19 protein-coding genes and 1 pseudogene are annotated in these 25,853 nt (G+C 58.7%); 9 read left to right on the top strand and 11 right to left on the bottom strand.

Going from position 1 to position 25,853, the window contains the following annotated elements; all coding sequences use genetic code 11:
- Position 1 precedes the first annotated feature (1 nt).
- Genes ACZ495_RS07655 through ACZ495_RS07635 form a run of 5 tightly spaced genes read left to right on the top strand, consistent with a single transcriptional unit; the run spans position 2 to position 10,414 of the window.
- Positions 2–781, top strand: a complete 780-nt coding sequence (locus ACZ495_RS07655; protein ID WP_072312411.1) for a response regulator transcription factor — start codon at positions 2–4, stop codon at positions 779–781.
- Complete coding sequence (locus tag ACZ495_RS07650; protein ID WP_464262007.1) at positions 781–2,472, top strand: sensor histidine kinase; 1,692 nt, start codon at positions 781–783, stop codon at positions 2,470–2,472. The genes ACZ495_RS07655 and ACZ495_RS07650 overlap by 1 nt, the downstream gene beginning before the upstream one ends.
- Positions 2,472–3,794 carry an MdtA/MuxA family multidrug efflux RND transporter periplasmic adaptor subunit gene (locus ACZ495_RS07645; RefSeq protein ID WP_464262006.1) on the top strand — a complete coding sequence of 441 codons (1,323 nt, stop codon included), beginning with the start codon at positions 2,472–2,474 and terminating at the stop codon, positions 3,792–3,794. The genes ACZ495_RS07650 and ACZ495_RS07645 overlap by 1 nt, the downstream gene beginning before the upstream one ends.
- Positions 3,795–3,836: 42 nt before the next feature.
- Positions 3,837–7,088 carry an MdtB/MuxB family multidrug efflux RND transporter permease subunit gene (locus ACZ495_RS07640; protein ID WP_464262005.1) on the top strand — a complete coding sequence of 1,084 codons (3,252 nt, stop codon included), beginning with the start codon at positions 3,837–3,839 and terminating at the stop codon, positions 7,086–7,088.
- Positions 7,085–10,414: an efflux RND transporter permease subunit gene (locus tag ACZ495_RS07635; protein ID WP_464262004.1), complete on the top strand. Its 3,330-nt coding sequence runs from the start codon at positions 7,085–7,087 to the stop codon at positions 10,412–10,414. The genes ACZ495_RS07640 and ACZ495_RS07635 overlap by 4 nt, the downstream gene beginning before the upstream one ends.
- Positions 10,415–10,771: 357 nt before the next feature.
- Here ACZ495_RS07635 and ACZ495_RS07630 read toward each other — a convergent pair whose 3' ends face one another.
- Complete coding sequence (locus tag ACZ495_RS07630; RefSeq protein ID WP_012624368.1) at positions 10,772–11,299, bottom strand: hypothetical protein; 528 nt, start codon at positions 11,297–11,299, stop codon at positions 10,772–10,774.
- A gap of 421 nt (positions 11,300–11,720) precedes the next feature.
- On the opposite strand from ACZ495_RS07630, the gene ACZ495_RS07625 reads away from it, so the two are divergent.
- Complete coding sequence (locus ACZ495_RS07625; protein ID WP_464262003.1) at positions 11,721–12,146, top strand: hypothetical protein; 426 nt, start codon at positions 11,721–11,723, stop codon at positions 12,144–12,146.
- Positions 12,147–13,171: 1,025 nt separating this feature from the next.
- Here ACZ495_RS07625 and ACZ495_RS07620 read toward each other — a convergent pair.
- Positions 13,172–13,444, bottom strand: a complete 273-nt coding sequence (locus tag ACZ495_RS07620; protein ID WP_464262906.1) for a hypothetical protein — start codon at positions 13,442–13,444, stop codon at positions 13,172–13,174.
- On the opposite strand from ACZ495_RS07620, the pseudogene ACZ495_RS07615 reads away from it, so the two are divergent.
- Positions 13,373–13,534 (top strand): annotated as a pseudogene (locus ACZ495_RS07615) (efflux RND transporter permease subunit); the annotation flags it as partial. The gene ACZ495_RS07620 and the pseudogene ACZ495_RS07615 overlap by 72 nt on opposite strands.
- Before the next feature lie 381 nt (positions 13,535–13,915).
- On the opposite strand, the gene ACZ495_RS07610 reads toward ACZ495_RS07615, so the two are convergent.
- Entirely contained in the window at positions 13,916–14,464 is a 549-nt protein-coding gene (locus ACZ495_RS07610; RefSeq protein WP_464262002.1) for a hypothetical protein, read from the bottom strand.
- Between the two features lie 24 nt (positions 14,465–14,488).
- On the opposite strand from ACZ495_RS07610, the gene ACZ495_RS07605 reads away from it, so the two are divergent.
- A complete protein-coding gene (locus ACZ495_RS07605; RefSeq protein ID WP_394026154.1) occupies positions 14,489–14,614 on the top strand; it encodes a hypothetical protein in 126 nt (41 codons plus the stop codon).
- 90 nt (positions 14,615–14,704) lie between these two features.
- Here ACZ495_RS07605 and ACZ495_RS07600 read toward each other — a convergent pair whose 3' ends face one another.
- From ACZ495_RS07600 to ACZ495_RS07585, 4 genes are all read right to left on the bottom strand, one after another.
- Positions 14,705–15,232, bottom strand: a complete 528-nt coding sequence (locus ACZ495_RS07600) for a hypothetical protein (protein WP_394026152.1) — start codon at positions 15,230–15,232, stop codon at positions 14,705–14,707.
- Between the two features lie 22 nt (positions 15,233–15,254).
- The gene (murJ, locus tag ACZ495_RS07595) at positions 15,255–16,868 is read right to left on the bottom strand and encodes a murein biosynthesis integral membrane protein MurJ (protein WP_012624369.1); all 1,614 of its coding nucleotides are present in this window, start codon (positions 16,866–16,868) and stop codon (positions 15,255–15,257) included.
- On the bottom strand, positions 16,868–19,426 hold the full coding sequence (gene rnr, locus ACZ495_RS07590; RefSeq protein WP_464262001.1) for a ribonuclease R: 2,559 nt from the start codon (positions 19,424–19,426) through the stop codon (positions 16,868–16,870). The genes murJ and rnr overlap by 1 nt, the downstream gene beginning before the upstream one ends.
- A gap of 99 nt (positions 19,427–19,525) precedes the next feature.
- Entirely contained in the window at positions 19,526–20,230 is a 705-nt protein-coding gene (locus ACZ495_RS07585) for a Bax inhibitor-1/YccA family protein (RefSeq protein WP_012624371.1), read from the bottom strand.
- 333 nt (positions 20,231–20,563) lie between these two features.
- Here ACZ495_RS07585 and ACZ495_RS07580 point away from each other — a divergent pair, with 333 nt between their 5' ends.
- On the top strand, positions 20,564–21,163 hold the full coding sequence (locus tag ACZ495_RS07580) for a peptidylprolyl isomerase (RefSeq protein WP_012624372.1): 600 nt from the start codon (positions 20,564–20,566) through the stop codon (positions 21,161–21,163).
- Between the two features lie 442 nt (positions 21,164–21,605).
- Here ACZ495_RS07580 and ruvC read toward each other — a convergent pair whose 3' ends face one another.
- The 4 genes from ruvC to argS all read right to left on the bottom strand — a co-directional run bounded on the left by ruvC (position 21,606) and on the right by argS (position 25,822).
- The gene (ruvC, locus tag ACZ495_RS07575; protein WP_012624373.1) at positions 21,606–22,127 is read right to left on the bottom strand and encodes a crossover junction endodeoxyribonuclease RuvC; all 522 of its coding nucleotides are present in this window, start codon (positions 22,125–22,127) and stop codon (positions 21,606–21,608) included.
- A gap of 1 nt (position 22,128) precedes the next feature.
- Entirely contained in the window at positions 22,129–22,932 is an 804-nt protein-coding gene (locus tag ACZ495_RS07570) for an MlaE family ABC transporter permease (RefSeq protein ID WP_012624374.1), read from the bottom strand.
- Positions 22,933–22,939: 7 nt separating this feature from the next.
- Positions 22,940–23,824 (bottom strand): SPOR domain-containing protein, encoded by an 885-nt coding sequence (locus tag ACZ495_RS07565; RefSeq protein ID WP_296985493.1) that lies wholly within the window; start codon positions 23,822–23,824, stop codon positions 22,940–22,942.
- Between the two features lie 345 nt (positions 23,825–24,169).
- Entirely contained in the window at positions 24,170–25,822 is a 1,653-nt protein-coding gene (argS, locus tag ACZ495_RS07560; RefSeq protein WP_072311868.1) for an arginine--tRNA ligase, read from the bottom strand.
- Positions 25,823–25,853: the final 31 nt, after the last annotated feature.

Below are 25,853 nucleotides of genomic sequence, written 5' to 3'. Positions count from 1 at the left end.
CATGTCCTGTTCCCTGCTGCTTGTGGAAGACAACGAGGACATCCTCGCCAACCTGTACGCCTACCTTGAACCGCTGGGCTACACGCTGGACTGTGCCCGCAACGGCAAAGCCGGGCTTGAGATGGCTCTCGGGCGCGGTTTTGACTGCATCGTACTGGACGTCATGCTGCCCGGCATGGACGGCATAAGCCTGTGCCGCCGCCTGCGCCAGGAATACAGGGTCTCCACTCCCGTCATCATGCTTACGGCCCGGGATGCCGTTGCCGACAGGGTGGCGGGCCTTGAGGCCGGGGCAGACGATTATCTGGTCAAGCCCTTTGCCCTTAAGGAGCTTGAAGCCCGCATCCGGGCGCTGCTGCGGCGCGGCCATCTGCAGGGCAGCAACGGCGCAGGCGGTCTCTGGACCTGCGCAGACCTTGTTTTTAATGATGAAGAGCACTGGGCCGAGCGCCGGGGGCAGCGCTTGCGGCTAAGCCCCACGGGCTTTCGCATCCTCAGGGAACTTTTGCGCGTTGCGCCGGGGCTTGTGCGCCGTCAGGATCTTGAGCGCCTGCTCTGGGGCAGCGAACCGCCGGAAGGCAGCGCCCTGCGCACGCATATTCATGAGTTACGGCGTGAGCTGGACAAACCCTTCGGCAGGGCGTTGCTGCATACCGTGCCTCATGTCGGCTACAGGCTGAGTCCGGACGCATCTGAAGAAGACGAAGCACCCGAACCGGGCATGCCGGGTGCGGGGAGTGGCTCTTCCGGCACGAAGATAGCCGGCGCGGAGAACACCTGATGCCTGCCGTTCCGCGTCCGGGGGCCTGCCGTCCGGTTTTTGCGCGCCGTATGCTTATGGCTTTTGTGTTTCTGGCCCTCGGCATGGGGGCTGCCCTTGGCCTTGCTGCACATCTGTCTTTTGAATATCTGGGCAGCTATCTTGTGGGCTGGCATGCAAGGCCGGTGATGGAAACCCTTATCGAGGCCGAAAAGCGCGCCTGGGAAGCGGAAGACAGTGGCCGGGACCGGCTGTATTACGGTGAAGACCTGGCAACGGCCATGCACTGGACGTTTCTTGTGGGCAAGCAGGTTTCGCCGCAATGGCGGGAACTGCCCGATGGCCTGCACTTTATGGATGACGGCAAGGAATTTGTTCTGGTCGAGCGTCGTGATGGGTTGGAGTACGCGCTCAAGGGCGGCACGGGAGCTTTTCAGGCGCTGAAAAGCCGGTTTAACGGCATCCTGCTGTTCTGCGCTCTGACCGGGCTTGCTGTGGCTGTCGCTCTGGCCGTTATTTTGAGCCGCCGCCTCACCGGACCGCTGCGCCGTCTCACCCTCGCGGTGGAAAGCCGCCTGCCGGGCGGCCTGTCTTTTTCCGCAACAGGCGCGGCCGAAAATATGGCGACCGCCATGCCCGGGGGACCTGACGCCGCCCGGCAGAGTCTGACGCAAACTCCGTGTCCGCCGGATTCCGTCCTGCTCGCAGACCCGGGCCAGATCATGCGTCCGCACATGTCGCCCGGGCCTGTACCCATGACGGATATGGACGACGAGGTGGGTGTTCTCGCCCGCGCCATTGCCGCCCGTGAGGAGGCGCTCTACCGTTTCGTGCAGCGCGAAAGCCATTTTACCGGCGACGTAAGCCACGAACTGCGCACACCGCTGACGGTCATGCAGGGCGGGCTTGAAGTTCTTGAGGCACGTCTGCAAAATCTGGTCAGAGCGACCCCTCAGGCCGGAGAGCTTGTTCCTGTTGTGGGGCGTCTTTTGCGTACCACATCCGACATGACCCGCACCGTACGCACGCTTCTTTTGCTGGCCCGGAAACCCGGAGAAATACAGGCTGCTGCGCTGGACTGTTCGCTGATTTTGCGGGATATCATAAACGAAATGGAGCGCGAAGGTGTTGTATGTCCGGTGGAGTTTCCGCAGACGCCTTCACACGCTCAGGCAGACAGTCTGGCCGCCATGCTGGCACTGCTCGAGGGCGGCGATCGCCTGCCCGAATTGACTCCGGTGGCGGCTTCGTCAGTGGTCTGGTCCAGGCTACAGGAAGCAGCCCCGGCTGATCCGCGTTCCTCTGGCGCTGCCGGGGTGTTTCTGGCCGTGGGCCTGTCCTCGCCTGTTCCGGTATGCGGACAAAAAGAGCTGATAACCGTCATATTCAAGAATTTGCTGGACAATGCCCGCCAGTACACCGAAAATAGGCGCGCTTTTGTATTGCTTGAGTCCGGCAGGATGCTGGTCGGCAATAAGGGCCACATTGTTCGTGATGTGGATATTTTTTCGCGCGGCGTCAGCCGCTCCTGTAACAACGGTCAGCAATCCGCCCGGGAAGGGGCGGGCAACGGGCTGGGGCTTTCCCTTGCCCAGCGGGCCTGCGAGCGTATGGGCTGGCGGCTCGAGCTTGCGTCACTTCCCGCAGGCGTGGATGGAGTGACCGTTTTCAGCCTTATTTTCCCCCCGGCAGCCCAAGGAGAAGACGTATAATGCCCGTTATTCAACATAGGCCTGTTTCCGGCCTGCTTTCAGGACGCCGCAAGGCTGTGGTCCTGATACTGGCCCTTCTGGCTCTTGTCGCGGGCTGGAAACTGTTGGGCAGGGGAGCGGGCCGCCCGGACATGAGCATGGATGCGCCGCCGGTGCGTGTGGCCGCCGCCCTGGCCCAGAATGTACCTCATTTTCTCAATGGTCTCGGTACGGTGCTGCCTTCCGGTGATGTGCTTGTGACCAGCCGGGTGGACGGGCAGTTGCTGCGCCTGCACTTTGCCGAGGGCCAGCGCGTGAAGGCCGGAGACCTGCTGGCCGAGATTGACCCGCGTCCTTTTCAGGCCAGCCTTGACCAGGCCCTGGGCAACCTTGCCAGAGACAAGGCCCAGCTTGAAAACGCGCGCAAAGACCTTTCCCGCTACGCCAAACTTGTTCAGGGCAGTTTTATCGCCGCCCAGCAGTATGAAACGCAACGCGCGCTGGTGCGTCAGTACGAAGGCACGGTTGAAGCTGACCAGGCCGCCGTGGATTCTGCGCGCCTGCAACTGGAATACAGCCGGATTACCGCACCCATCAGCGGGCGTCTCGGCCTGCGTAATGTGGACGAGGGCAATATGATCAAAAGCTCGGACTCCGGCGGGCTTGTGCGCATTACTGAAATCAGCCCATGTGACGTCATTTTTACCCTGCCCGAAAGTCAGGTGCCGCTGGTTGTGCAGGCCCTGCGCCGTGCTGAAGCGCAGCCTGCCCCGCACCGTCTGACGGTTCAGGCCTGGGACAGGGAGCAGAAGCACCTGCTGGGCACAGGCCGCCTGATTTCTCTTGATAACCAGATAGACAGCGCCACGGGCACAGTGCGCCTCAAGGCAGTTTTTCCCAACAAGGACGAAGCGCTGTATCCCAACCAGTTTGTCAACGCCAGGCTTTTGGTGCGCGTGCTGCATGACGCGATTACGGTTCCCGCCGCTGCGGTGCAGCTTGGCAGGCGCGGCGCGTATGTCTATGTGGTGCGCCAGGGTGAAAAGGGTGGGGATGAGGCGGAACTGCGCCTGGTCACGCCGGGCATCAGTGCCGGCGGCCTGACGGTCATTGAAAAAGGACTTGAACCTGGAGAAAAAGTGGTGGTCGACGGTCTGGACCGCCTGCGCGAAGGCATTGCCGTGCGCGTTGCGGCCACCACGGAAACGCCCAGGGCCGAAAGCGCCGATGCCGCGCCCGAAAACGGCCCGGACGCCGCTTCGGCGTTCGCTCCCGGCACTCCGCCATCCGCTGGCGCATCGTCTCCGGCCGGGCCAGCTCCTGGCACGGGCGGGGCACCGTAAGCTTTTTTTCGTGCCGCTCCGGCTCACAGGATATATGCCGCCATGAATCTTTCCCGCATTTTTATTCTCCGGCCCATAGCCACGTCTCTGCTCATGGTGGCCCTGCTTCTTTCCGGCCTGCTGGGCTATCGTTATCTGCCCGTGGCGGCCCTGCCACAGATCGATTACCCCACCATCCAGGTGCAGACCCTCTACCCGGGGGCTTCGCCCGATGTGATGGCCTCGGTGGTGACCGCGCCGCTGGAGCGCCAGTTCGGCACTATGTCCGGCCTTGTGCAGATGAGTTCCCTTTCTTCGGCCGGGGCTTCGGTCATTACCCTGCAGTTTGACCTGTCCATGGCTCTTGATGTGGCCGAGCAGGAAGTGCAGGCGGCCATCAACGCGGCCGATAATCTGCTGCCCGCAGACCTGCCCACGCCGCCTGTTTACAACAAGGTAAACCCGGCGGATCCGCCGGTCATTACACTGGCGGTAGTCAGCGACGCCATGCCCCTGACCCGCCTTGAAGACCTGGTCGACACGCGCATGGCCCAGAAAATTTCACAGTTGCCGGGCGTCGGTCTGGTCACCCTGTCGGGGGGGCAGCGCCCGGCCGTGCGCGTGCAGATGAATCCCAGGGCTTTGGCCAATGCGGGCCTCACCCTGGCCGATGTGCGCACTGCCATTGCAAAGGCCAATGTCAATGACGCCAAAGGCAGCTTTGACGGCCCGGAGCGCGCGAGCACCATTGATGCCAATGACCAGCTTGCCTCGGCCGAGGAATACGCCCGTGCCATCATAGGCTACAAGGACGGCGCGCCCCTGCGCCTGCAAGATGTGGCCGAGGTGGTGGAAGGGGCTGAAAATGCACGTCTGGCGGCCTATGTGGCGGGGCAGGGCCTGGGCTTTCGCCCGGCCATCGTGCTTTCCGTGCAGCGCCAGCCCGGCGCCAACGTCATCGGCGTGGCCGACAGCGTGACGCGGCTTCTGCCCGTATTGCAGCAAACCATGCCCGGCAACGTCGAGGTGCGCGTGGTGACGGACCGCACCACGACCATCCGCGCCACGGTGCACGACGTGCAACTGGAACTGCTGCTGGCCGTGGGCCTTGTCATCTGGGTCATCTGGCTGTTTTTGCGCAATGCGCAGGCCACGATCATTCCGGCGCTGGCCGTGCCGCTTTCGCTGGTGGGGTCGCTGGGCGTCATGCATCTTGCGGGCTATTCCCTCAACAACCTTACTCTTATGGCTCTTGTTATCGCCACAGGCTTTGTGGTGGACGATGCCATTGTGGTCATAGAAAATATTTCCCGCTATCTCGAGAAGGGCATGCGCCCGCTTCAAGCCGCGCTTACGGGCGCGGGGCAGATCGGCTTTACCATCATATCCCTTACCGTTTCGCTGGTGGCCGTGCTTATTCCCCTGCTTTTTATGGGGGATGTTGTGGGGCGGCTTTTTCGTGAATTCGCCGTTACCCTGGCCGTGACCATTCTTATTTCCGCAGTCATTTCGCTCACGCTCACGCCCATGCTGTGCGCGGTCATGCTGCGGCCAGCGCGCTCTGCGGACCGTAAGGGTGAAGGGCGCTTTTTTGTCCGGCTGCTTGTCTGGTACAAGCACCGGCTTGACTGGGTGCTGGCGCATCAGGGCCTGACCCTGGCCGTGGCCGTGGGTACTCTGGCGCTTACCGTGCTGCTTTACATTGTCGTGCCCAAGGGCTTTTTTCCCGTGCAGGATACGGGCGTTATCCAGGGCATGGCCGAGGCTCCGCAGGACACCTCCTTCAAGGCCATGGCCGGTCGCCAGCGCGAACTTGCCGAAGTGATTCTTGAAGATCCGGCCGTGGAAAGCGTGGTTTTTTTTGTGGGAGTGGACGGCATCAACCAGACCATGGCCACCTCACGCCTGACCATAGAGCTGCGCCCGCTGGCCGATCGGGACGCCCGCGCTCCGGCCATTGCCCGACGCATTATGGACAGGGCCGCGTCCCTGCCGGGCATGACCCTGTATCTGCAGCCGGTGCAGGACCTGACTATTGAAGACCGTATTTCCCGCAGCCAGTACCAGTTGACGGTGGAGGCGCTGGACAGGGCGCAACTGGACACCTGGGCGCGGCGCATGGTTGAGGCCCTCAGGCAGCAGCCCGAACTGGAGCTTGTGACCAGCGACTATCAGGCTCCGGGCCGCATGGCCTGGCTCAACATCAATCGCGACGCCGCCGGACGGCTCGGCATCAGCATGGCGGACATAGACAACGCCCTGTATGACGCCCTGGGCCAGAGGCTGATTTCCACCATCTTCACCCAGACCAACCAGTACAAGGTTGTGCTTGAGGTGGCCCCGCGCTTTCGGCAGGGTCCCGGAGACATGGAAAACATCTACGTCAAGGGCGGTGACGGCAAGCCGGTGCCGCTGACGAGCATCGCCACCATTGAGGAACGGCCCACCCAGCTTTCCATTGCGCGGCAGGGGCAGTTTCCCGTAGCCACCATTGCTTTCAATGTGGCGCAGGATTCCTCGCTGGGGGCGGCTGTGGCTGCTGTCAACAGCACCTTTGAGCATCTTCAGGTTCCGGATTCGCTGCGCATCCAGTTTCAGGGGGCCACCCAGGCTTTCATGGCGTCCACCAATAATCAGGTCTGGCTTATCCTGGCGGCCATTGTGACCATGTATATTGTTCTGGGCGTGCTGTATGAAAGCTATATTCACCCGGTAACCATTCTTTCCACCCTGCCGTCGGCCGGAGTGGGGGCCTTGCTGGCACTCATGCTGGCCGGTATGGAACTTGGGGTTGTGGGTATTATCGGCATTATCCTGCTTATCGGTATTGTTAAAAAAAATGCCATCATGATGATCGACTTTGCGCTGGATGCCGAGCGCAATGAAGGCAAGGAGCCGCTGGCGGCCATACGGCAGGCGTGTCTGCTGCGTTTGCGTCCCATTCTCATGACGACCATGGCGGCCCTGCTCGGCGCGTTGCCCCTCATGCTCGGCTGGGGCATGGGCGCCGAACTGCGGCGGCCTCTGGGCGTGACCATGGTGGGCGGCCTGATCGTCAGTCAGGTGCTGACGCTCTTTACCACCCCGGTGATATACCTGTGGTTCGATCGTCTGAGCCGCCGGGTGCGCGGCAGGGGGGCGGCAGCTGCGGGTAGTGGCGGGGCTGCATCTGATGCAGAAGATACGCTGGATGGGGGAAATGGCCTTCATGAGGCGGTCGAGCCGGTGAACGTCTGGGGGGACGCATCGGGGGGCGATGGGGCGGCTGACGTCCCTGCCCGCGGAAGCGCCATGCCGGGCGGGAGCAGGACATGAGCGCCCCTCACAGCGCCCCGCATGAAAATACTCATGACGCGGCGCAGCAGGTTCGTAAAAAGCCCGTGCGCGGGCATCGCCTGGGACCTGCTGATTTGCCCCTGAATATTTCTGCGCCCTTTATCCGGCGGCCTGTCGCCACCGTTCTTCTGACCATCGCCATCACCCTGGCGGGGCTGGTGGCCTTTGGCCTGCTGCCCGTGGCCCCGCTGCCGGAAACGGATTTTCCCGTGGTTATGGTGCGGGCGCGCATGCCCGGCGCAGGCGCGGAAACTATGGCCGCCACTGTGGCGACCCCGCTGGAGCGCGCCCTGGGGCGCATCGCCGGGGTGACGGAAATGACGTCAAGCAGCAGCCTCGGCTCCACCAATGTTATTTTGCAGTTTGACCTGGACCGCAATATCGACGGCGCTGCCCGTGATGTGCAGTCAGCCATCAATGCCGCGCGTTCAACCCTGCCCACTATGCCGTCCAACCCGTCTTACCGCAAGGTGAACCCGGCGGGTGCGCCCATCATGATCTTGTCCGTCACCTCGGACGTACTGACCCGCTCACAACTGTATGATGCGGCCTCCACGGTGCTGGCGCAAAAGATATCCCAGCTGGCGGGCGTGGGCGAAGTTGTGGTGGGCGGCGGGGCGTTGCCTGCCGTGCGTGTGGAGGTCATCCCCGATGCCTTGAGCCGGGCGGGCCTGAGCATGGCCGATGTGCGCAGGGCGCTGGCCGCTGCCAATGCCTACCTGCCCAAGGGCCAGATAGAGAGCGAGCAGAACTACTGGCTGGTGGGGGCCAACGACCAGTTGCATCAGGCGGATGATTACAGGTCGCTTGTTGTGGGGCGCAAGGGCGACAGGGTCATTCGTCTCGAAGATGTGGCGCAGGTCAAAGACAGCTCCCAGGATGTGCGCAACATGGCGGTGTCCAACGGCCAGCCGGCTGTACTGCTCATTGTGTTCCGTTCTCCCGGCGCCAATATCATCGAAACTGTGGACAGGGTGAAGGACATGCTGCCCCAGTTGCGCTCCTGGCTGCCGGAAAGTGCGGACCTGAGCCTGCGCATGGACCGCTCGCTGACCATCCGCGCGTCTTTGCACGAGGTGGAAAAAAGCCTGATGCTGGCCATGGCGCTGGTGGTGCTGGTGACCTTTCTTTTTCTGCGCAACGGCCGGGCCACCTGCATTCCGGCGGTGGCGGCTCCGGTATCCCTTATTGCCACGTTCGGCGTCATGTACCTGTGCGGCTACAGTCTGGACAATCTTTCGCTCATGGCACTTACGGTTTCCACCGGTTTTGTGGTGGATGACGCCATTGTGGTGCTGGAAAATATCGTCCGGCGTCTTGAGCTTGGCGAAAGCCCCATGCGGGCCGCCCTGCGCGGCGCGCGGGAGGTGGGTTTTACCGTTGTTTCCATTTCCCTTTCCCTTGTGGCGGTATTTGCCCCCATTTTGTTTATGGGCGGCGTGGTGGGCCGGTTGTTCCGGGAATTTTCTGTGGTGCTGACCACGGCGGTGCTGGTATCTATGGTGGTTTCGCTTACCACAACGCCCATGATGTGCGCCAGGCTGTTGCGGCCCATTCGTGCCAGCCAGCCCGATGGTTCTGCGCCCGAGCCTGCATTGCCCTCGGCCGGAAGTTCTGCGGCGGTCCTGAAGCCGGTGTTTTGGGGCAAAAACCGTGCATGGAATGCGGCGCGGTGTTTTTTTTCGGGGATGGGTGATGCCTGGGGCAGGGTACTTGCGGGCATGCAGTCGGGCTACGCCCGCAGTCTGCCTGTGGTGCTGCGGCATCCGCGCCTGACCATGTTCGTCCTGCTGCTGGTGGTGGCGGCCAATGTATGGATGTACATCATTGTGCCCAAGGGATTTTTCCCCATGCAGGATACCGGCGTCATCATTGGCGGCATCCGCGCCGACCAGAGCGCGTCGTTTCAGGCCATGCAAAGCAAGCTGGCAAAGCTTGTGGAAGTTATCCGCGCCGACCCGGCGGTGCGGCAGGTTTCAGCCCATATTTCCGGTGGCCGTGGCGGTGGCGGGGTGTTCATCGCCCTCAAGCCGCTGGAAGAGCGCAAAGTCGGCGCGCAGGCCGTTATAGGCAGGCTGCGCGGCAAACTTTCCGGCGAGCCGGGTTTGCAGATTTTTTTACAACCTGCACAGGACATCATGATGGGCGGGCGCAGTTCGCGCGCGCAATATCAGTATACCCTGCAAGCCGACACGCTGGACGACCTGCGTACCTGGGGACGCCGCATGCAGCAGGCTCTGGCGGACCTGCCCCAGTTCAAGGACGTGGACAGCGATATTGAAGAGCGGGGCCTGCAAACTATGGTTACGGTCAGCCGTGATGCCCTGGCGCGGCACGGCCTGAGCATGAAGGATGTGGACGCAGCCCTGGGCAATGCCTTTGGTCAAAGCCAGGTTTCCACCATCTATCGGGACAAAAACCAGTATCGTGTGGTGCTGGAATACGCTGAAAACTGGCTGCAAAGCGAGGAGGCGCTGGGCAAGGTCTACCTGTCCGGCAAGGACGGGCTTGTGCCGCTGCTTGGGGTGGCCGAGGTAGCGCCGTCATTTGCGCCCCTTTCGGTTTCGCATCAGGGACAGTTTGCGGCCATCACCCTGTCATTCAACCTTGCGCCGGGGATTGCCCTCTCGCAGGCGCAGGAGGCCATTGAAGAGGCGCGGGTGCGGCTCGGCGTACCGTCTTCCATTGTGGGCAGTTTTCAGGGAACTGCCAAAATGTTCAGCGATACTGCGGGCAATCAGGTGGTTCTCATTCTGGCGGCCCTGGCGGCCCTGTATATAGTGCTTGGCGTACTGTACGAAAGCCTTATCCATCCCCTGACCATTTTATCCACCTTGCCTTCAGCCGGGGGCGGGGCCTTGCTGGCACTGATGCTTTTCAAGATGGAATTCAGCGTCATAGCGCTTATCGGCGTGCTGCTGCTGTGCGGTATTGTCAAAAAGAACGCCATCATGATGATCGACTTTGCCCTTGAAGCCTCGCGCAGCCGCAATCTGCCGCCGGACAAAGCCATTTATGAGGCCTGCCTGCTGCGTTTTCGGCCAATCATGATGACCACGGCTGCCGCCATTTTCGGCGCTGTGCCGCTTGTGCTGGGGCAGGGCGACGGCGCGGAGATCCGGCAGCCGCTGGGCGTGACCATTGTGGGGGGGCTGCTCATGAGCCAGCTTTTGACGTTGTACACCACGCCCGTGGTCTACCTGTGCCTGGACCGCGCCCGCCTGCGCACACGCCGCTGGTGGTGGCGCCTGCGCTACGGTGAAGCCGTGGCGCGCAGATTGCAGGTTTTGAGCAGAAGGACATAGGGTATATTTATAACTTCCTTATGCTCTATGACGAACCCTCGCCAATACTGTGACCCCCATCAAGTAGATAAAGCAAAAAGCCCACTAGGGGCTGTCTCTAACTAATTCTTTTGTCCAACTGGCTGCGTCAAAAGGCTTTTTTTACTCCAGTCATGTACCGCAAAAGTACACTCCTTTCGTAAAAAAGCCTTTTTCCTTGCCCTTGCGCAAAATCATTTATTTAGAGACAGCCCCTGGGCTGAAACTTTGAAAATTTGAAGAGGGTTTTGTATGTATACTGGATGGTTGGGAAAAGTGGCGGCAATTGCTGGGCAAACCCGCAAGCGCTGAACAAAGCGCGGGTGTGAAGAGTTTGCATTACATGTGTAAGCCGAGAATGCCGAATATGTTCCCTTCTATGTTAAGGGTAAAAAATAAGAATACTGGCTGTAAAAATACGCATATGAAAAATATGGTCAGGGGTATTTTAATGAGGGCGGTGTAACCAACGGTATGCCGAAACCCTAACAGATACAGCCCTGCTGACAAGAGTATGACAACTGCCGTCCATTGCAATGCCACTGTGACCCGCCATACAAGATAAAAATTCAGGGACTCAAGGTGCCAATATTTTTGTATGTTGTGCGCATCAACAGGATTAATGGAAACCCAAAAAAAACTCAAAAAAGCCAGTATATATACCCAGAAACAGCGCTCAAACCGAAATATTTTCAGACAAGCGACTGTGCCAACAAAACTCGCGGCAACAACAGCTTGGCTAATGAGGTTCGCGGATATCCACAACTCCAGTACAGCCCATAGGGTGAGCAGACATAACGGCCAGTGCCGCAGCCAGAAATCCAGCACGGCTCTGGCTGTAGAGTTTACCACGTCTTCAATGTTCATGCGCGGATCCTTGTAAGAGGAGGTATGCTTGCCGTAGCGCAGCAGCCTTGAGTCAAAGAAAACGGAGCCAGCGCGGCTGGGAGAAAAGGGTTGTTAAAAGTACCGGCAAAGAAAAATTGGGGTGCCTATTCATGTGTATCCACGTAAATAGTGTTTAGTTTAAGGGCTTGTCAATAATATTTTTTGTAGTTAACTAGCTATAAAAACAGGAAAAAATAAGAACTGTACAGGCTTTTATTTTCTAATCATATGTTTTGTTTATAAAAAATTATCAGAACTCGCTTGAAAGCGCCCTTCGCCATTGAATAATCCGCATCAATCAAGCAAATAGTGGTACTGAACCAGTTCAGTCTTACGCATTGTTGTCATTGAGCTATACTTCCGCCAAATCACCAACCATTGTCATACAGGAGGGATAAAAATGGCAGGAAGTTATGGCGGCAGGCGTGGTGAGGCAGGACATGACGTATCAGGTCAGCCACGGTTGAAAAATGGGCAGTTTACCTTTGTGGCGAATAAGGCCCAGGCGGACATGGCCGCAAGGCAGGCTCAGGTTGTTCTCAACGCGCCCATGCCCGTTTCAGCCGAGGCGCCTCTGGAAGAACGCATGTACGCCGAGAGCGTGGCGGATGTGGTCAAGAAGCACGCACAAAAAGATCATTCCGCGCTCAAACCCTATACAGCGGAACCTGACGCCGCAGTGGCATACTATCGTATGGGTGTCAGGCCGTTAGATTCAGCCTATGTTCCTAAAGACTGGTTTGGTACGCAGGTCGGAAAAACAGGTCAACACTGGGACCATATGCACTTTGTGGGCAGCGACGGCAGTAATTTTGGTCTTACCTGAGGCGGGACATTTTTAGAAAGTACAGAAAACCTGAACGCCTATCAGGTAGAAACGCCCAAATACCGTAAAGAGTATATTGACCGCGCGCGTGCAGAAATGGAGAAGGAGTACGCCCCCATTGAAATATTTCATACTTGGCAGGAAAGGAATCCATACAATTTGCTTAGCAATAATTGTCAACATTATTTCGCCAGAGTGCTCCAGAAAGCCAAACAATACGAGACAAAGGCCAAACCCTTGGTGCTTCCATAGGGTAATTCACTTAGAGCATTTCACACTTGAAATGCTCTACAAGGATTTGTCTCCAAATCCTTGTCGCCAAATGATTGCAGGGCGGCTTTGCCGACCGTTAAGCAATCATTTGAATGTTAATTGCGCTAGTTGCATTCACTTTCAGGAATACATACTGAACAGGCAAAGCCCCGGCTGTTCTGATGGCTCCGGGGCTTTGTTCACACAGGAATGCCAAGAATGCCATATGTAAACATCATTAGAATAAGCCAGATAAGTATGAAAACCGGTTGCAGGAAGACGTACATGAAAAAGACGGTCAGGGGTATTTTAATAAGGGCTGTGGGACTTACCTTAAGCCGAAAACGCAAAACATAAAGCCCTGAAGACAGTAATGCAACTATGCCTGTCCACTATACAGCTTCTGCTATCCGGCAAACAATATCTTCATCCAGGCTTTCCAGGTGGAGGTTATGTTGCAATGCTTTGACCTCGGGACTGCTCATTGATACGCAAAAAAATACCAATAAAAACAGTTAAGTACACCAAGAAGCAGCGCTCAAGCCGAAATGTTTTCAAGCAAGCGACTGTACCCGCAAAACTCGTGACGGTAACAGCGACACTGGTGACAATGGCAGCCGTGCCAATGAGGTTCCCGGATATCCCACAATTCCAGTACAGCCCATAGGGTGAGCAAACATATTGGCCAGTGTCGCAGCCAGAAATCCAGTACGGCTCTGGCCGTAGAGTTGACCACGTCTTCAATGTTCATGCGCGAATTCTCGGGAGCAGAGTTATGTTCGCCGTAATCTCCGCAATACAGGCTCCAGAATGGACGGGGCCAGCCACAGGCACAAGGGTAGAAAAAGCAGCATAAAGGCGCAGCCACCCAAGCCAAGAGCCAGCAGGGCCGCCCAAAGAGGGTGCAGCCCAAGATCTGCCGCGCGGCCGAGGGTATGGGCGCTCAGCCACCATGCGGCGGCCGCACCGGGCAGGGAGCAGGCGACGGCGCGGATATCCGGCAGCCGCTGGGCGTGACCATTGTGGGGGGGCTGCTTATGAGCCAACTTTTGACGTTGTACACCACGGCCGTGGTTTATCTGTGCCTGGACCGCGCCCGCCTGCGCCACGGCTTCACCGTAGCGCGCAGATTGTAGGTTTTGAGCAGAAGGACATAGGGTATATTTATAACTTTCTTATGCTCTATGACGAACCCTCGCCAATACTGTGACCCCCATCAAGTAGATATAAAGCAAAAAGCCCACTAGGGGCTGTCTCTAAATAATTCTTTTGTCCAACTGGCTGCGTCAAAAGGCTTTTTTTACTCCAGTCATGTACCGCAAAAGTACACTCCTTTCGCAAAAAAGCCTTTTTCCTTGCCCTTGGCGCAAAATCATTTATTTAGAGACAGCCCCTGGGCTGAAACTTTGAAAATTTGAAGGGGGTTTTGTATGTATACTGGATGGTTGGGAAAAGTGGCGGCAATTGCGGGGTAAACCCGCAAGCGCTGAACAAAGCGCGGGTGTGAAGAGCTTGCATTACATGTGTAAGCCGAGAATGCCGAATATGTTTCCTACCATGTAAAGGGCAAAAATTGGAAAAAATTCATGTAAAAACACGCACATGAAAAATATGGTCAGGGGTATTTTAATGAGGGCGGCGTAACCAACGGTATGCCGAAACCCTAACAGATAAAGCCCTGCTGACAAGAGTATGACAACGGCCGTCCACTGCAATGCCTCTGTAACTTGCCGTACAAGAAAAAAATCCAGAGACTCAAGGTGTAAATATTTTTGTATGTTGTGAGCATCAACAGGATTAATGGAAACCCAAAAAAAACTCAAAAAAGCCAGTATATATATCCAGAAACAGCGTTCAAGCCGAAATATTTTCAGACAAGCGACTGTGCCCACAAAACTCGCAGTAACAACAGCAGCACTAGTGACAGCAGAAGGTGTGCTGTTTATGTTCGCAGATGCCCATAAACTTACTACAGCCCATAGGGTGAGCAAACATAACGGCCAGTGCCGCAGCCAGAAATCCAGCACGGCTCTGGCTGTAGAGTTTACCACGTCTTCAATGTTCATGCGCGGATCCTTGTAAGAGGAGGTATGCTTGCCGTAAGTTTTGCTGTATTGATGCAGAAAGCGGCGGAGTCAGAGCCGGATGATGTTGATAGAGCAAAAAACAGAGCCAAAATATTGGAGTTATCTGCTCATGAGTATGTATTTAAATAATTTAAGAATAGCTTGCTCATTTACATTGGCTTTTAACTGCACGTTCTGACAGGATAAAACCCCGGCGACGCAGAACCGCCGGGGTTTTCCTTATTCGGGTATGCCCAGAATGCCATATGAATACATCACCAGAATATACCATATGAGCATGAAAATCGGCTGCAGGAAGACGTACATGAAAAAAACGGTCAGGGGTATTTTAATAAGGGCAGCAGGACTGACGGTATGGCTGAATCGCAAAAAATACATTCCTGAAGACAACAGTGCTACTATCCCTGTCCAAAGTACAGCTTCTACGACCCGGGATACCAAGTTTTCGTTAAATGTTTCCAGGTGTAAAGCGTTCTGCAATTCATCTGATTCTATATCGGCGAAGAAGAAGGCGATAATGCCAATAAAAACCAGTACATATATCCAGAAACAGCGCTCAAGGCGAAATGCCTTCAGGCAAACAACTGTAGCCACAAAGCTCGCGGCAAAAATAATTCTGCTCACGGAGTCGTTGTTGTCCAAGAAATCCAGCACGGCGCACAGAGTGAGCAAACATATCGGCCAGTGCCGCAGCCAGAAATCCAGCATTGCCTTGGCTGTAGAGTTTACCACGTCTTCAATGTTCATGCGCGGATCCTCGGGAGCAGAGTTATGTTCGCCGTAATCTCCGCAATACAGGCTCCAGAATGGACGGGGCCAGCCACAGGCACAAGGGTAGAAAAAGCAGCATAAAGGCGCAGCCACCCAAGCCAAGAGCCAGCAGGGCCGCCCAAAGAGGGTGCAGGCCAAGATCTGCCGCGCGGCCGAGGGTATGGGCGCTCAGCCACCATGCGGCGGCCGCACCGGGCAGGGAGCAGGCGACGGCGCGCAGCGCAAGGCCGCCCAGGCCCGTAAAAGCGCCCAGCCCCTGTCGCCGCGCCCAAATGGTCATAAGCCACAGCACATACAGGCTCACGCTCACGCCGGAAAGCGCGGCAATGGCCCATGCCCCGCGCGGCACTGCCCAGTAATAGTAAATGGGCAGACAAACCACTGTCATGATTGTGCCGGTGACTGCCGGGGTAATGGTGTCGCCGTGGGCGTAATAGGCCCGTACCAGCACCATGTAGAGTATCCAGAAAGGCGTGACCGCCAGCATGATTTGTGTCAGGGGCGTGGCGGCAAGGGTGTCTGCGGGGCCAAAGCGGCCGCCCTGGAAAATAACGCCCAAAATCGGCCCGGCGCAGGCGATCATGACCAGGGCGCAGGGGATAATAAGCCCCAGGCTGGCCCGCAACGCCGTGCGCAGAGTGCGGTCAAAGCCTTCCCTGTCGCCTTCGGTAAGCAGCTTGACCAGAAAAGGATACGATGCCACGGCGGCAGCCTGTCCCATAAGACCCACAGGCACTTGCGTGATGCGGCGGGCGTAGTTGAGCAGGCTCACCGCGCCATCCCCGGCCAGAGAGCCGAATACCCGCAAAAACTGCTCGTCCAGCATCATGATGGTCTGCCCCAGCATGAGGGGCAGGGCGGTGACAAGAAATTTGCCCATAAGGCGATGCCGCCACACGGGGCGCAGGCGCATGCCACCCTGCATGGCTGCTGCCAGAGGCAGAGCGAAAGTTCCCAGGGCCGCGCCCACGGTAACGCCCACGCAGTACCCCGTCATGCCTTCAAAATGGATCAGCAGGGCGGGGGAGAGCACCGCGCGCACCGGGGCCAGCCCCGCCAGCCAGGGCAGGGTGAGGCCGCCAAGAATGATGCAGCCGTTATAGATAATGGGGGCCAGCGCAGGTACGCGGAACTGGCGCCGTAGAAAGAGCAGGGCCGTTATGCAGGCCCCGCAGAGAAAAAAGACCTGCGCGGGCAGCACAATACGCATAAAAAAGGCCAGCCGGTCCCACTGTTCCGGCGTAAAGCCGGGGGCGATCAGGCGGGCCAGCGGCCCGGCGGCCAGCATACCCGTCAGAGTCAGGGCCAGGGATGCCACGGCCATCCAGCAGAACACGCAGGAAAAAAAGCTCCAGGCGTCGTCTTCATCCTCCTGAAATCGGCGCGACAGCAGGGGGATGATGGTGATGGACATAAAGCCGCCGGCCAGCATGTAGTTGATGATGTCCGGTACCACAAAGGCGGCAAAGTACATGTCCGCCTCGCTCCCCGCCCCAAACTGCCATGAGATGACCTTGTCGCGAACAAGGCCCATGAGGCGCGAAATGATGGTGCTGGCGGCCAGTATAAGGGCCGCCGCACCCATGCGCTGTTTGGCGGACAAAAGACCCATCAGCCGCGCTTACCTGCTGTTTTTTTACCGCTTCTGACGGGCCTGCCGGATTTTGCGGGTGTGCCCGTGCCGTTTTTGCCCTTGCGGGCCGACTGACCGCCAGGCTGACCGGAGTGGCCCGATTTGCCCGCGCCGCTCTTTTTGCCGTTCTTGCCATTTTTAGCGGGCTTGTCGTTTCTGCCGCGGCTTTCGCCGTCACCGGGGGAAACCAGCTTCCAGCCGGAACTGGAGCCTTTGCGGCCGCCCGCAGCACGGCCGGCAGGCGAGCCTCTGCCGCGCGAACCGCGCGGACTGCGCGCCCCGCGCCCGCCGATGCCCTTGGGCAGTTCCAGCGGCATGAGGCGGATTTCAAGACGGCCCAGATGCACTTCAGACAGGGCGACCTCAAGCTTTTGGCCCATGCGCCACTGTACGCCAGAGCGTTGCCCCACAAGGCTCATGAGGCGGGCGTCAAAGTCGTACCAGTCATCGCCCAGGTCTTCCACGCGAATCATGCCTTCCACGGGCATGGCTTCCAGCTCCACAAAAACGCCAAAGTCCGTCACGCCCGCCACAATACCGCTGAAGTGCTCGCCCACGCGGGGCAACAGGGCAAGGCAGCCAAGGCGGCGGTCCATCTCGCGTTCGCAGGCCATGGCCGCCCGCTCGCGCCGGTTGATCTGGTCGCCGATACGCAAAAGCTTTTCACCGGCAGGCAGTGGTCCCGAATCCAGCCCCAGCGACATTTTGAGCGCCCTGTGCGTGAGCAGGTCGGCATAACGGCGGATGGGCGAGGTAAAGTGGCAGTATGCCGTGGAGGCCAGGCCAAAATGCCCTTCGTTAAACGGCATGTACCGGGCCTGGGGCATGGCGCGCAGACAGAGGCGGTTGACGAGGAATTCCTGTGGCGTCCCTTGGGCAGCGGCAAGAATGCCCTGCATGGCGGCAGGCGAGGGCTTGGGCGGCAGGTTTTCAATGCCTGTGGCTGCCAGCGTGTCAAAGAGGCTTTCCAGCCTTTCGGGATCGGGGTCGGGGTGAACACGGTAAAGAAAGGGAATGTCCGCGTCGCGCAGGTGGCGGGCCACGGCCTCGTTGGCCGCGATCATGAATTCTTCGATAAGCCTGTGCGCATCGTTGCGCTCCCGGTGGCCGAGCCAGACCACACGGCCAAGGTCGTCCAGGCGGCTTTGGGCTTCGGGCAGGTCAAAGTCCAGCGTGCCGCGCTGACGGCGCACGTCGCGCAAAACCGTATACAGTGCAAAGGCCTTGTCCAGCATGACAAGCACTTCTTCACCGCGTTCTTCGGTGCGCAGCTCCGCAAGGGCGGCTTCATCCTTATCAAGTATGCAGGCCTTGACCTGATCATAGGTCAGGCGGGCAGCCGAACGCATGACCACTTCAGAGAAACGCGGTTTACCGGGCTTGCCCGCAGCGGTAAAGGGAATTTCGGCCAGTACGGCCAGACGGTTCACGTGGGGACGCAGGCTGCACAGGCCGTTGGACAGCACTTCGGGCAGCATCGGTTCCACAGAGCGGGGGAAATACCATGAGTTGCCGCGCGACAGGGCCTCGGCATCAAGGGCGCCGGGGCAGCCGCGCCCGCGCGGGCGCACATAGTGGCTCACGTCGGCTATGGCAACGCGCAAGACCCAGCCCTTGCCGCCGGGCTGCTCCTCGACATGAACGGCATCGTCAAAGTCGCGGGCGTCCGCGCCGTCAATGGTCACAAGGGCAAGGTCACGCACGTCCCTGCGTCCCTTGAAATCGGCTTCGCCGGGCAGGGCTTCGGCCTCGGCCAGTGCCCCGGCAGGAAAATCACGAGGGACCTCGTGGTTGAGCTTGACCAGCTCTTCCTGCACGGCCACGTCATCTTCGCGCCCGTAGTTGCCCAGAAGTGTCGCGCTCCACAGGTCTGAAGCCAGCGGCTTGAGTGGGGCCAGCAGCACAAGGGTTCCCTGGGCGGGAGCTTCGGAGCCTGCGGGCAGTTCCACGTTAAAATCGGCAGGCAGTCTGCTGTCCGCGGGGCGGCAGAACAGGCTGTTGCCGTGGCGGTGCACCACGTGGGCGGGTACTTCCTTGAGGCCGCGCTCAACTATTTCAACGATGCGCCCTTCAGGTGAAGGGCCGCGCTGCGCACCGGGTGAAAGGGCCACGCGCACCAGATCCTGATGCCATGCACCGCCGTTTTGGGCCGAAGGGATATAAATATCCTTGCCGCCGGAAAACTGCCACCGGGGGCTTTCCTGTTCGTCATCGGCAGCCAGCCGCATGGGGGTTACAAAGCCCGCGCCTTCGCGCAGGGCGCTGAAGCGTCCCGTAATGCTTTTCAGGTTTTCAGGGCGCGTCCACAGGCCGCCGCGCAGCCGCAGGGCGCTGCCTTGCCGCTCCAGATCATCAAGGGCGGCTTCAAGTTCTTTTCTTTCGCGCCGGGCAAGGCCCAGAACACGCAAAAGGCCGTCCAGCCGCATGGGGCGGTTTTGGGCGGCAAGGGTTTGCAGCAGTTCCTCAGTCGAGGGAAAACCGCCGCTGGCAGGGGCGGAAGCCGTAGTGGTTCCGCGAAGTTTTTTTTGCTTTTTCATAAAAATTGTTCACTGGCAAGGCGTGAAAAAGGGGCAAAAGGCCTGGCCTTTCGCCCCCCATCGCGTACCTGCTCTCAGCTGTTGCCCGAATTGCGGCAATCAGTTGCGGTTGCCGCCAAAAAGGCGCAGCAGCATGAGGAAAAGATTGATAAAGTCCAGATACAGGGTCAGCGCGCCCAAAATGGCTCCGCGGCGCAGGGCCGTGGCGTCGTCCAGAGGGGCGCTTTCGCCGAACCGGCGCAGCTTCTGGGTGTCATAGGCCGTAAGGCCGGTAAAGATAAGCACACCAAGGCAGCTCACCACAAAGTCCATCATGGCGCTCTTGAGGAAGATATTGACCACCATGGCGATAATGATGCCGATCAGGCCCATGAACAGAAAGCTGCCCATGGCCGTGAGGTCGCGCTTGGTCACGGTGCCGTAAACGGTCATGGCCAGGAAGGTTCCGGTGGTAACCAGAAAGGCGTTGGTGATGGAGGCAACGGGGTAGACCACAAAGATGGACGACAGTGTTGCCCCCGTCAGCGCGGAATACAGCAGAAACAGCCCTGTGGCCGTGCTGCCGGACATTTTGTGCACTGCGGCGGAAATGGCGATGACAAGGCCGAACTGCGCCACGATGAGGCCGATCATGATCAGCGAATTGCCGAAGATGACCTGCTGTACTGCGGGCGTGCTGGCAACAAACCAGGCCATAACCGTGGTGATGCCCAGGCCCAGCGTCATCCACTGGTAAACCTGGCGCATGTAAAGGGAAGTAACGCTGCTTACGCCACTATGCGCTACACTGCGGGGATTGGTCATTACTATCCTCCAAAAAACTGTTGAATCCGGAGCGCCCGCGGAACAGGTGCGTCTGAAAAGCATGAAATGCCTGGCAACGGGCCATTTTTTTTCATGCCTGTTCCGTCCGCCGGACAAGCCGTATTTTTTATCTTCCTGTTCATACTATATGACACAAGCCGGGTTTAGCAAGTGCTCTCTGGCCCGGATAATGGCGCCAATTGTGACAATTCTGTTACAGGTTCCGTTAACCGGCAACTGTGGCAACTTGATGGACGCGTGCGGGCATGGTAGTTTTTCATGCACCGCCGGATTTTTCCGGTCTTTATACCGCAGCAGCGCAAGGAGATACATATGAAATCTTTCCGTACCGGCGTCGTGTTTCGCGCCCTCGCCCTGGCGTTTTGCCTTATGGCCGCGCCTTTCATGACTCCGGCCCAGGCCGCCACGCCCGATCCGGCAGTGAAGCTTGAAACAAACTTTGGCGAAATTGTCGTGCGCCTGGACGCCCGCAAGGCTCCCATCAGCACAGCCAACTTTGTGCAATATGTCAAATCCGGCTTTTACGACGGCACGATCTTTCACCGGGTCATCAAGAATTTCATGATCCAGGGCGGTGGTTTTACGCCGGACATGAAGCAGAAAGAAACCCGCGCCGCCATCCGCAACGAAGCGGATAATGGGCTTAAAAACAAAAAATACACCATAGCCATGGCCCGTACCGGCGAACCCCATTCGGCCACGGCCCAGTTTTTCATCAATACCAAGGACAACGATTTTCTGGACTTCAAAAGCCAGACTCCCCAGGGCTGGGGCTACGCTGTTTTCGGCAAGGTGATCAAGGGGCAGGAAGTGGTGGACAAGATTGCCGCTGTCATGACCGGCAAAAAGGGGTATTATGATGACGTGCCCAGGGAAAACGTCATCATCAAAAAGGCCGTGGTGGTGGAATAGAGCATTTTACCTTTGAGAAAAGTTAGATGCGCTAACGTTGCACAAAAGTGCGGCGCGCCGTAACACGACGTGGATTCTGCCGGAAATTTATTTTTCGGCAGAATGATACCTTTGAAATGCTTCACATTTTAAAGGTACTCTGCTCCAGCCCTCGCGGCTTTGTGCGTAACCGTTCTGCCGGGGAGTGACGCCTGCGCGATTGCCCGGCCGCCAGGCAGATCGGGCAGAGCACAGCAAAAGATTTGCCAGTTTCCTGCTTTTGCCGGAGATGAAAATACAAAAGGGCCGCGAGGCCCTTTTTGCGTGGCAGATGTGCGGCCGCGTAATGTGTTGAAGTTTTTGCACGAAGGTCGGGCTGTGTATTCGTAACTGTTTTTGTGGCGGAGACAAAAAAGATCTTGGCGGACCCGGCCCAAATACAGGCGGTGTTCAGCCATATGGGCTATTTGCCTGTCAAGGCCGCGAAGCGCCGCATGGTAAGGTGGCACACAGCCACGGCCAGAGCGTCTGAAGTGTCCAGCGACCAGCTGGCGTTTTTGACATTAAGCAGACGCTGCACCATAAAGGCTACCTGCTCTTTTTCGGCACGGCCCGTACCCACCAGAGATTTTTTCACCAGGGTGGGTTCGTAATCGCTGATAGAGAGGCCATGTGCCGCGCAGGCCGCCACAGCCACACCCCGCGCCTGACCGAGCTTGAGCGCGCTGGCCGCATTCTGGGCTGTAAATACCTGTTCAATGGCAGCTTCTTCAGGCTTGAGGCGGCTTAGCACCGTGGAAAGCTCATGGTAGATGCATGCCAGACGGTCTGAAAATGCCTTGCCCGCCGAAGCAGTACGCACCACGCCGCAGTCCACCAGTTGCAACACGCCTGAAACTTCGCGCACCACGCCCCAGCCCGTGCGTTGCGAACCGGGGTCTATGCCCATAACCGTGACAGGCCCTTTGGCGTTGAGCGTCGGCATATCAGAGCAGGAAAGAGGTGATAACGTAGTCTGCGGCCAGAATCAGCACGCAGGATATGACCACGGCCGAAGTGGTGGCATTGCCCACGGCTTCCGGCCCAACGCTGTCGCGCCGTTTGTTGGTGTAATACCCCTGACGGCAGCAGATGGTGGTGACCAGCAGGCCGAAAACCACAGACTTTATGAAGCCCCCGGCCACGTCCGTCATGGTCACGGAACTGGCAATGCGGTAAAAATAGGCTCCCTCGTTGATGCCGAGCATGAGTACGCCCGTGAGGTAACCGCCAATAATGCCGATGACGTCAAATACGGCGGTAAGCAGGGGAAATGCAATGAGCGAGGCCACAAGGCGCGGACTCACAAGGTAGCCCATCGAATTGATGTCCATCACATCCAGGGCGTCGATCTGGTCGGTAATGCGCATGACGCCGATTTCTGCGGTCATTGATGACCCGGCACGCCCGGTAAGCATGATGGCAGTGAGCACCGGACCCAGTTCGCGGATAAGCGTCAGCGACACGGCAGAGCCGAGCATGCCCACAGAGCCGAACTGCACCAGGGTGTAATAGCCCTGCAGGCCGAGCACCATGCCGCAAAATACCCCTATGAGCATGATAAGAAAGAAAGATTTTGAACCGATGATGTAAAGTTGCTGCATTGTACGCGGAAAGATCTTTCTGCTGGCAAATATCTGGGCCAGGCCGTCGAAAAAGAAAATGGCCGTGCCGCCCAGGGCATCAATGGCACGCAGGCAGGGGCTGCCTATACGACGTAAAAAGGCTGTAGGAGCAAAGGATTGCGTCATGACTTCCTCATCTGCCCGTTTTGCGGCTTTTGCCGGGAACGGCTTTTTTGGATGCCTGTATGGGCGCGCCCAGCTTCATGCGTTTGAGTTCTTCACGCAGGTTGGCGGCGTCAAGTTCCGTGCCGCGCAGGTTGACCATGACCAGTTGCACCTTGCCGCTTTTTTGCAGGCGTGTGCGCAGCCCCCGGCCTTCAAGGCGCTTGCGCAGCCTGTCGGCGTCGTCCTCGCCTTTAAAGGCCGCCACCTGAAAGACATAGTCGTAGAGCTGTTCTTGGGCAACCGTTGTGCCGGGGGCTTTTCCCTGGCCCGGAGCCGTATTGGGCGTGACGGCATTCCGGGCGTTGGGGGCGGCTTGCGCGGCGGCCTGTTCGCCGCTTTGCGCGCCCGGACGGGGCTGTTTGATACCCCAGGCGGCCAGACTTTCGCCACTGGGACGTTCAAAAGGATAGTCCGTGCCTGCGCCCGCTTCCTGGTTGCCTGCGGGTGTGCCGGTTTCGGCAGCGGAGGGGGGGTGCCCGGTCTGTCCGGCGGCAGCAGGAGTCCCGGCTGGCTGGGCTGACGCCGCATTGGCTGCGGCCTCTGTTCCTGTCCCTGCCAGAGCGCCGGAAACGGCGGGATCAACTACTTCTGCCGCTTGCGGGGCATGTTGCCCACGCAGGCCGTTTTGCCTGCCCTGACCGTCCAGTTGCAGGCCGGTCATCTGTTCCACACGCTGTTCGGGGTTTTGCCCGCGCCCCACCATAAAGCCCATAAAGAAAGACCAGCCCACGGCGGCCATAAGGACCAACCCTAGCAGGCTGACCATGGGGACGGACAAACGGAGAGTAAAGCGCCGTTTGTCGTTTGAGGCGGGGGCGCTTTTCTGCCTGGGTCTGCGAAGCGGTGGAGGCATTCTTTTTCCTTTCTATTCCTTGTGAGCGGCGGTTGCAAGGCATTGACGCGCGGCGGCCGGACCACATGTTTTTCCGGCAGCCGTCGTGTCGTGCGCCTTTTGTCCGGCGCGGCACAGCGGCTTGTACCCGGTCTATGTGCTGTAGGGGGTTGAGGACGCCTGGCAGCGTTTTTCACTGTCTGCGGCAGCCCTGCTTTGTGCAGGGGCGGCGTAGGTTCTGCTGCGCTGCATTTGTCAGCATTCCGCGGTGATGGCCGAAGGTTCGGTATCAGCCGGGCAGTTTTACTGTCCGTTGCACAGCAAGGCTGCCTTGCAGGCGAGCGACCCTGTGGGGCCGCATCGCTGCTACATGCTTTCGGGCGCGCTTACGCCGAGAACGTCCAGGCCGTTGCGCACCACCTGTCCCACAGAGCGCAGCAGGGCCAGTCGGGCCAGGGTGCGCGGCGCGTCGTCGGCCAGCAATACCTGATGTCTGGCATAATAGCTGTGCAGCAGCCCTGCCAGTTCGGTCAGATAGTGGCTTACGTGGTGTACGCCAAGGGATTGGGCCGCTGCAAAAAGCATGTCTTCAAAAGCGGCGGCCTTGCGCAGCAGGGTCATGTCCTCTGCCGTATCCAGGGGGGCAAGCAGGGCTGCATCGGATTTTTCCGGCAGGACGAAGCCGCGCTCGGCGGCGCGCCGCAGCACTGCACAGATGCGGGCATGAGCGTATTGCACGTAGTAAACAGGGTTGTCCAGGCTGCGCTGCTTGGCAAGTTCAAGGTCGAAATCCAGCGGGCTGTCGCTCTTGCGCGAAAGAAACATGAAACGGGCGGCATCTGTACCCACTTCCTTGATGACATCCGCCAGGGTTTCAAAGGTTCCCGCGCGGGTGGACATGCTCACGGGCTGACCCTCGCGGAGCAGGTTCACAAGCTGGATGAGCACCACGTCAAAGCTGTCGCGCTCTTTGCCCATGGCGGTAATGGCCGCGCGCATGCGGGGGATATAGCCGTGATGGTCCGCGCCCCACACGTCGATGAGCCAGTCATAGCCGCGTTCAAACTTGTCATGATGATAGGCAATGTCGGAGGCGAAGTAGGTCAGGCTGCCGTCGGATTTTTTGAGTACGCGGTTTTTGTCGTCGCCCAACTGCTCGGTGGCGAACCAGAAGGCATTGTCCTGTTCGTAGGTGTAGCCCGATTTGCCCAGCGCGGCAAAGGCAGCGTCCACGGCCCCGGTTTCCACCAGGGTTTTTTCCGAGAACCAGCGCAGGTGCTCCACGCGAAAGTCGCGCAGGTCGTCCTTGATGCCGTTGAGAATGTCGGTCATGGCCTTTTCGTAACACAGGTCTTCGCCTTCGGCGGCGGGCATGTCTGGCAGGGCGGGATTGGCCGTGAGCATTTCGCGGGCGATGTCTATGATGTAATCGCCCCTGTAGTAGTCTTCGGGCCATTCTACGGGGCGTCCGGCCAGCTCCAGCACGCGCAGCCACACGGAAAGGCCCAGCAGGCGCATCTGGCGGCCCGCGTCGTTGATATAGTACTCGGTATGCACATGATGCCCGGCCTTGCGCAGCAGGCGGGCGAGGCTGTCACCCACGGCAGCGCCGCGCCCGTGTCCCACATGCAGCGGCCCCGTGGGATTGGCCGAAACATATTCAAGCAGCACCCTGCGGCCCGGCTCACGGCTTTCGCCATAGGCCTGTCCCGCGCTTTCAATGTCGGTGACGGTCTGCCGCCAGAAGGCCTGGCTGAATGTCACGTTGCAGAAACCCGGCCCGGCAGCCTCGGCTTTTTCCACATCGGGGCAGCGCTCCAGAAGCCTGGCGGCAAATTTTTGCGCCAGCTCACGGGGATTGGTCTTGGCTTCCCTGGCGAGCAGCATGGCCGAATTAACCGAAAGATCGCCGTGGCGGGGATCGCGCGGCGGCTCAATGACAGTCTTGGAGGGCCAGGCCAGGCCCTCTTCCTCAATAATGGCCGCCAGGGCCGTGCGCAGGGTTTCAATGGCGCGCATAATGCTCTCGTGTCCTTTACATACAGGGTTT

This window comes from Desulfovibrio sp. GTC20076 (assembly GCF_055385905.1).
The sequence above is the reverse complement of the archived record's forward strand: the minus strand, read 5'-3'. Positions and strand labels throughout refer to the sequence as shown.

Excerpts from the sequence above, each read along its gene's own strand:
- ACZ495_RS07655 (WP_072312411.1), top strand. The coding sequence starts at position 2 with ATGTCCTGTTCCCTGCTGCTTGTGGAAGACAACGAGGACATCCTCGCC.
- ACZ495_RS07650 (WP_464262007.1), top strand. The coding sequence starts at position 781 with ATGCCTGCCGTTCCGCGTCCGGGGGCCTGCCGTCCGGTTTTTGCGCGC.
- ACZ495_RS07645 (WP_464262006.1), top strand. The coding sequence starts at position 2,472 with ATGCCCGTTATTCAACATAGGCCTGTTTCCGGCCTGCTTTCAGGACGC.
- ACZ495_RS07640 (WP_464262005.1), top strand. The coding sequence starts at position 3,837 with ATGAATCTTTCCCGCATTTTTATTCTCCGGCCCATAGCCACGTCTCTG.
- ACZ495_RS07635 (WP_464262004.1), top strand. The coding sequence starts at position 7,085 with ATGAGCGCCCCTCACAGCGCCCCGCATGAAAATACTCATGACGCGGCG.
- ACZ495_RS07630 (WP_012624368.1), bottom strand. The coding sequence starts at position 11,299 with ATGAACATTGAAGACGTGGTAAACTCTACAGCCAGAGCCGTGCTGGAT.
- ACZ495_RS07625 (WP_464262003.1), top strand. The coding sequence starts at position 11,721 with ATGGCAGGAAGTTATGGCGGCAGGCGTGGTGAGGCAGGACATGACGTA.
- ACZ495_RS07610 (WP_464262002.1), bottom strand. The coding sequence starts at position 14,464 with ATGAACATTGAAGACGTGGTAAACTCTACAGCCAGAGCCGTGCTGGAT.
- ACZ495_RS07605 (WP_394026154.1), top strand. The coding sequence starts at position 14,489 with ATGCTTGCCGTAAGTTTTGCTGTATTGATGCAGAAAGCGGCGGAGTCA.
- ACZ495_RS07600 (WP_394026152.1), bottom strand. The coding sequence starts at position 15,232 with ATGAACATTGAAGACGTGGTAAACTCTACAGCCAAGGCAATGCTGGAT.
- murJ (WP_012624369.1), bottom strand. The coding sequence starts at position 16,868 with ATGGGTCTTTTGTCCGCCAAACAGCGCATGGGTGCGGCGGCCCTTATA.
- rnr (WP_464262001.1), bottom strand. The coding sequence starts at position 19,426 with ATGAAAAAGCAAAAAAAACTTCGCGGAACCACTACGGCTTCCGCCCCT.
- ACZ495_RS07585 (WP_012624371.1), bottom strand. The coding sequence starts at position 20,230 with ATGACCAATCCCCGCAGTGTAGCGCATAGTGGCGTAAGCAGCGTTACT.
- ACZ495_RS07580 (WP_012624372.1), top strand. The coding sequence starts at position 20,564 with ATGAAATCTTTCCGTACCGGCGTCGTGTTTCGCGCCCTCGCCCTGGCG.
- ruvC (WP_012624373.1), bottom strand. The coding sequence starts at position 22,127 with ATGCCGACGCTCAACGCCAAAGGGCCTGTCACGGTTATGGGCATAGAC.
- ACZ495_RS07570 (WP_012624374.1), bottom strand. The coding sequence starts at position 22,932 with ATGACGCAATCCTTTGCTCCTACAGCCTTTTTACGTCGTATAGGCAGC.
- ACZ495_RS07565 (WP_296985493.1), bottom strand. The coding sequence starts at position 23,824 with ATGCCTCCACCGCTTCGCAGACCCAGGCAGAAAAGCGCCCCCGCCTCA.
- argS (WP_072311868.1), bottom strand. The coding sequence starts at position 25,822 with ATGCGCGCCATTGAAACCCTGCGCACGGCCCTGGCGGCCATTATTGAG.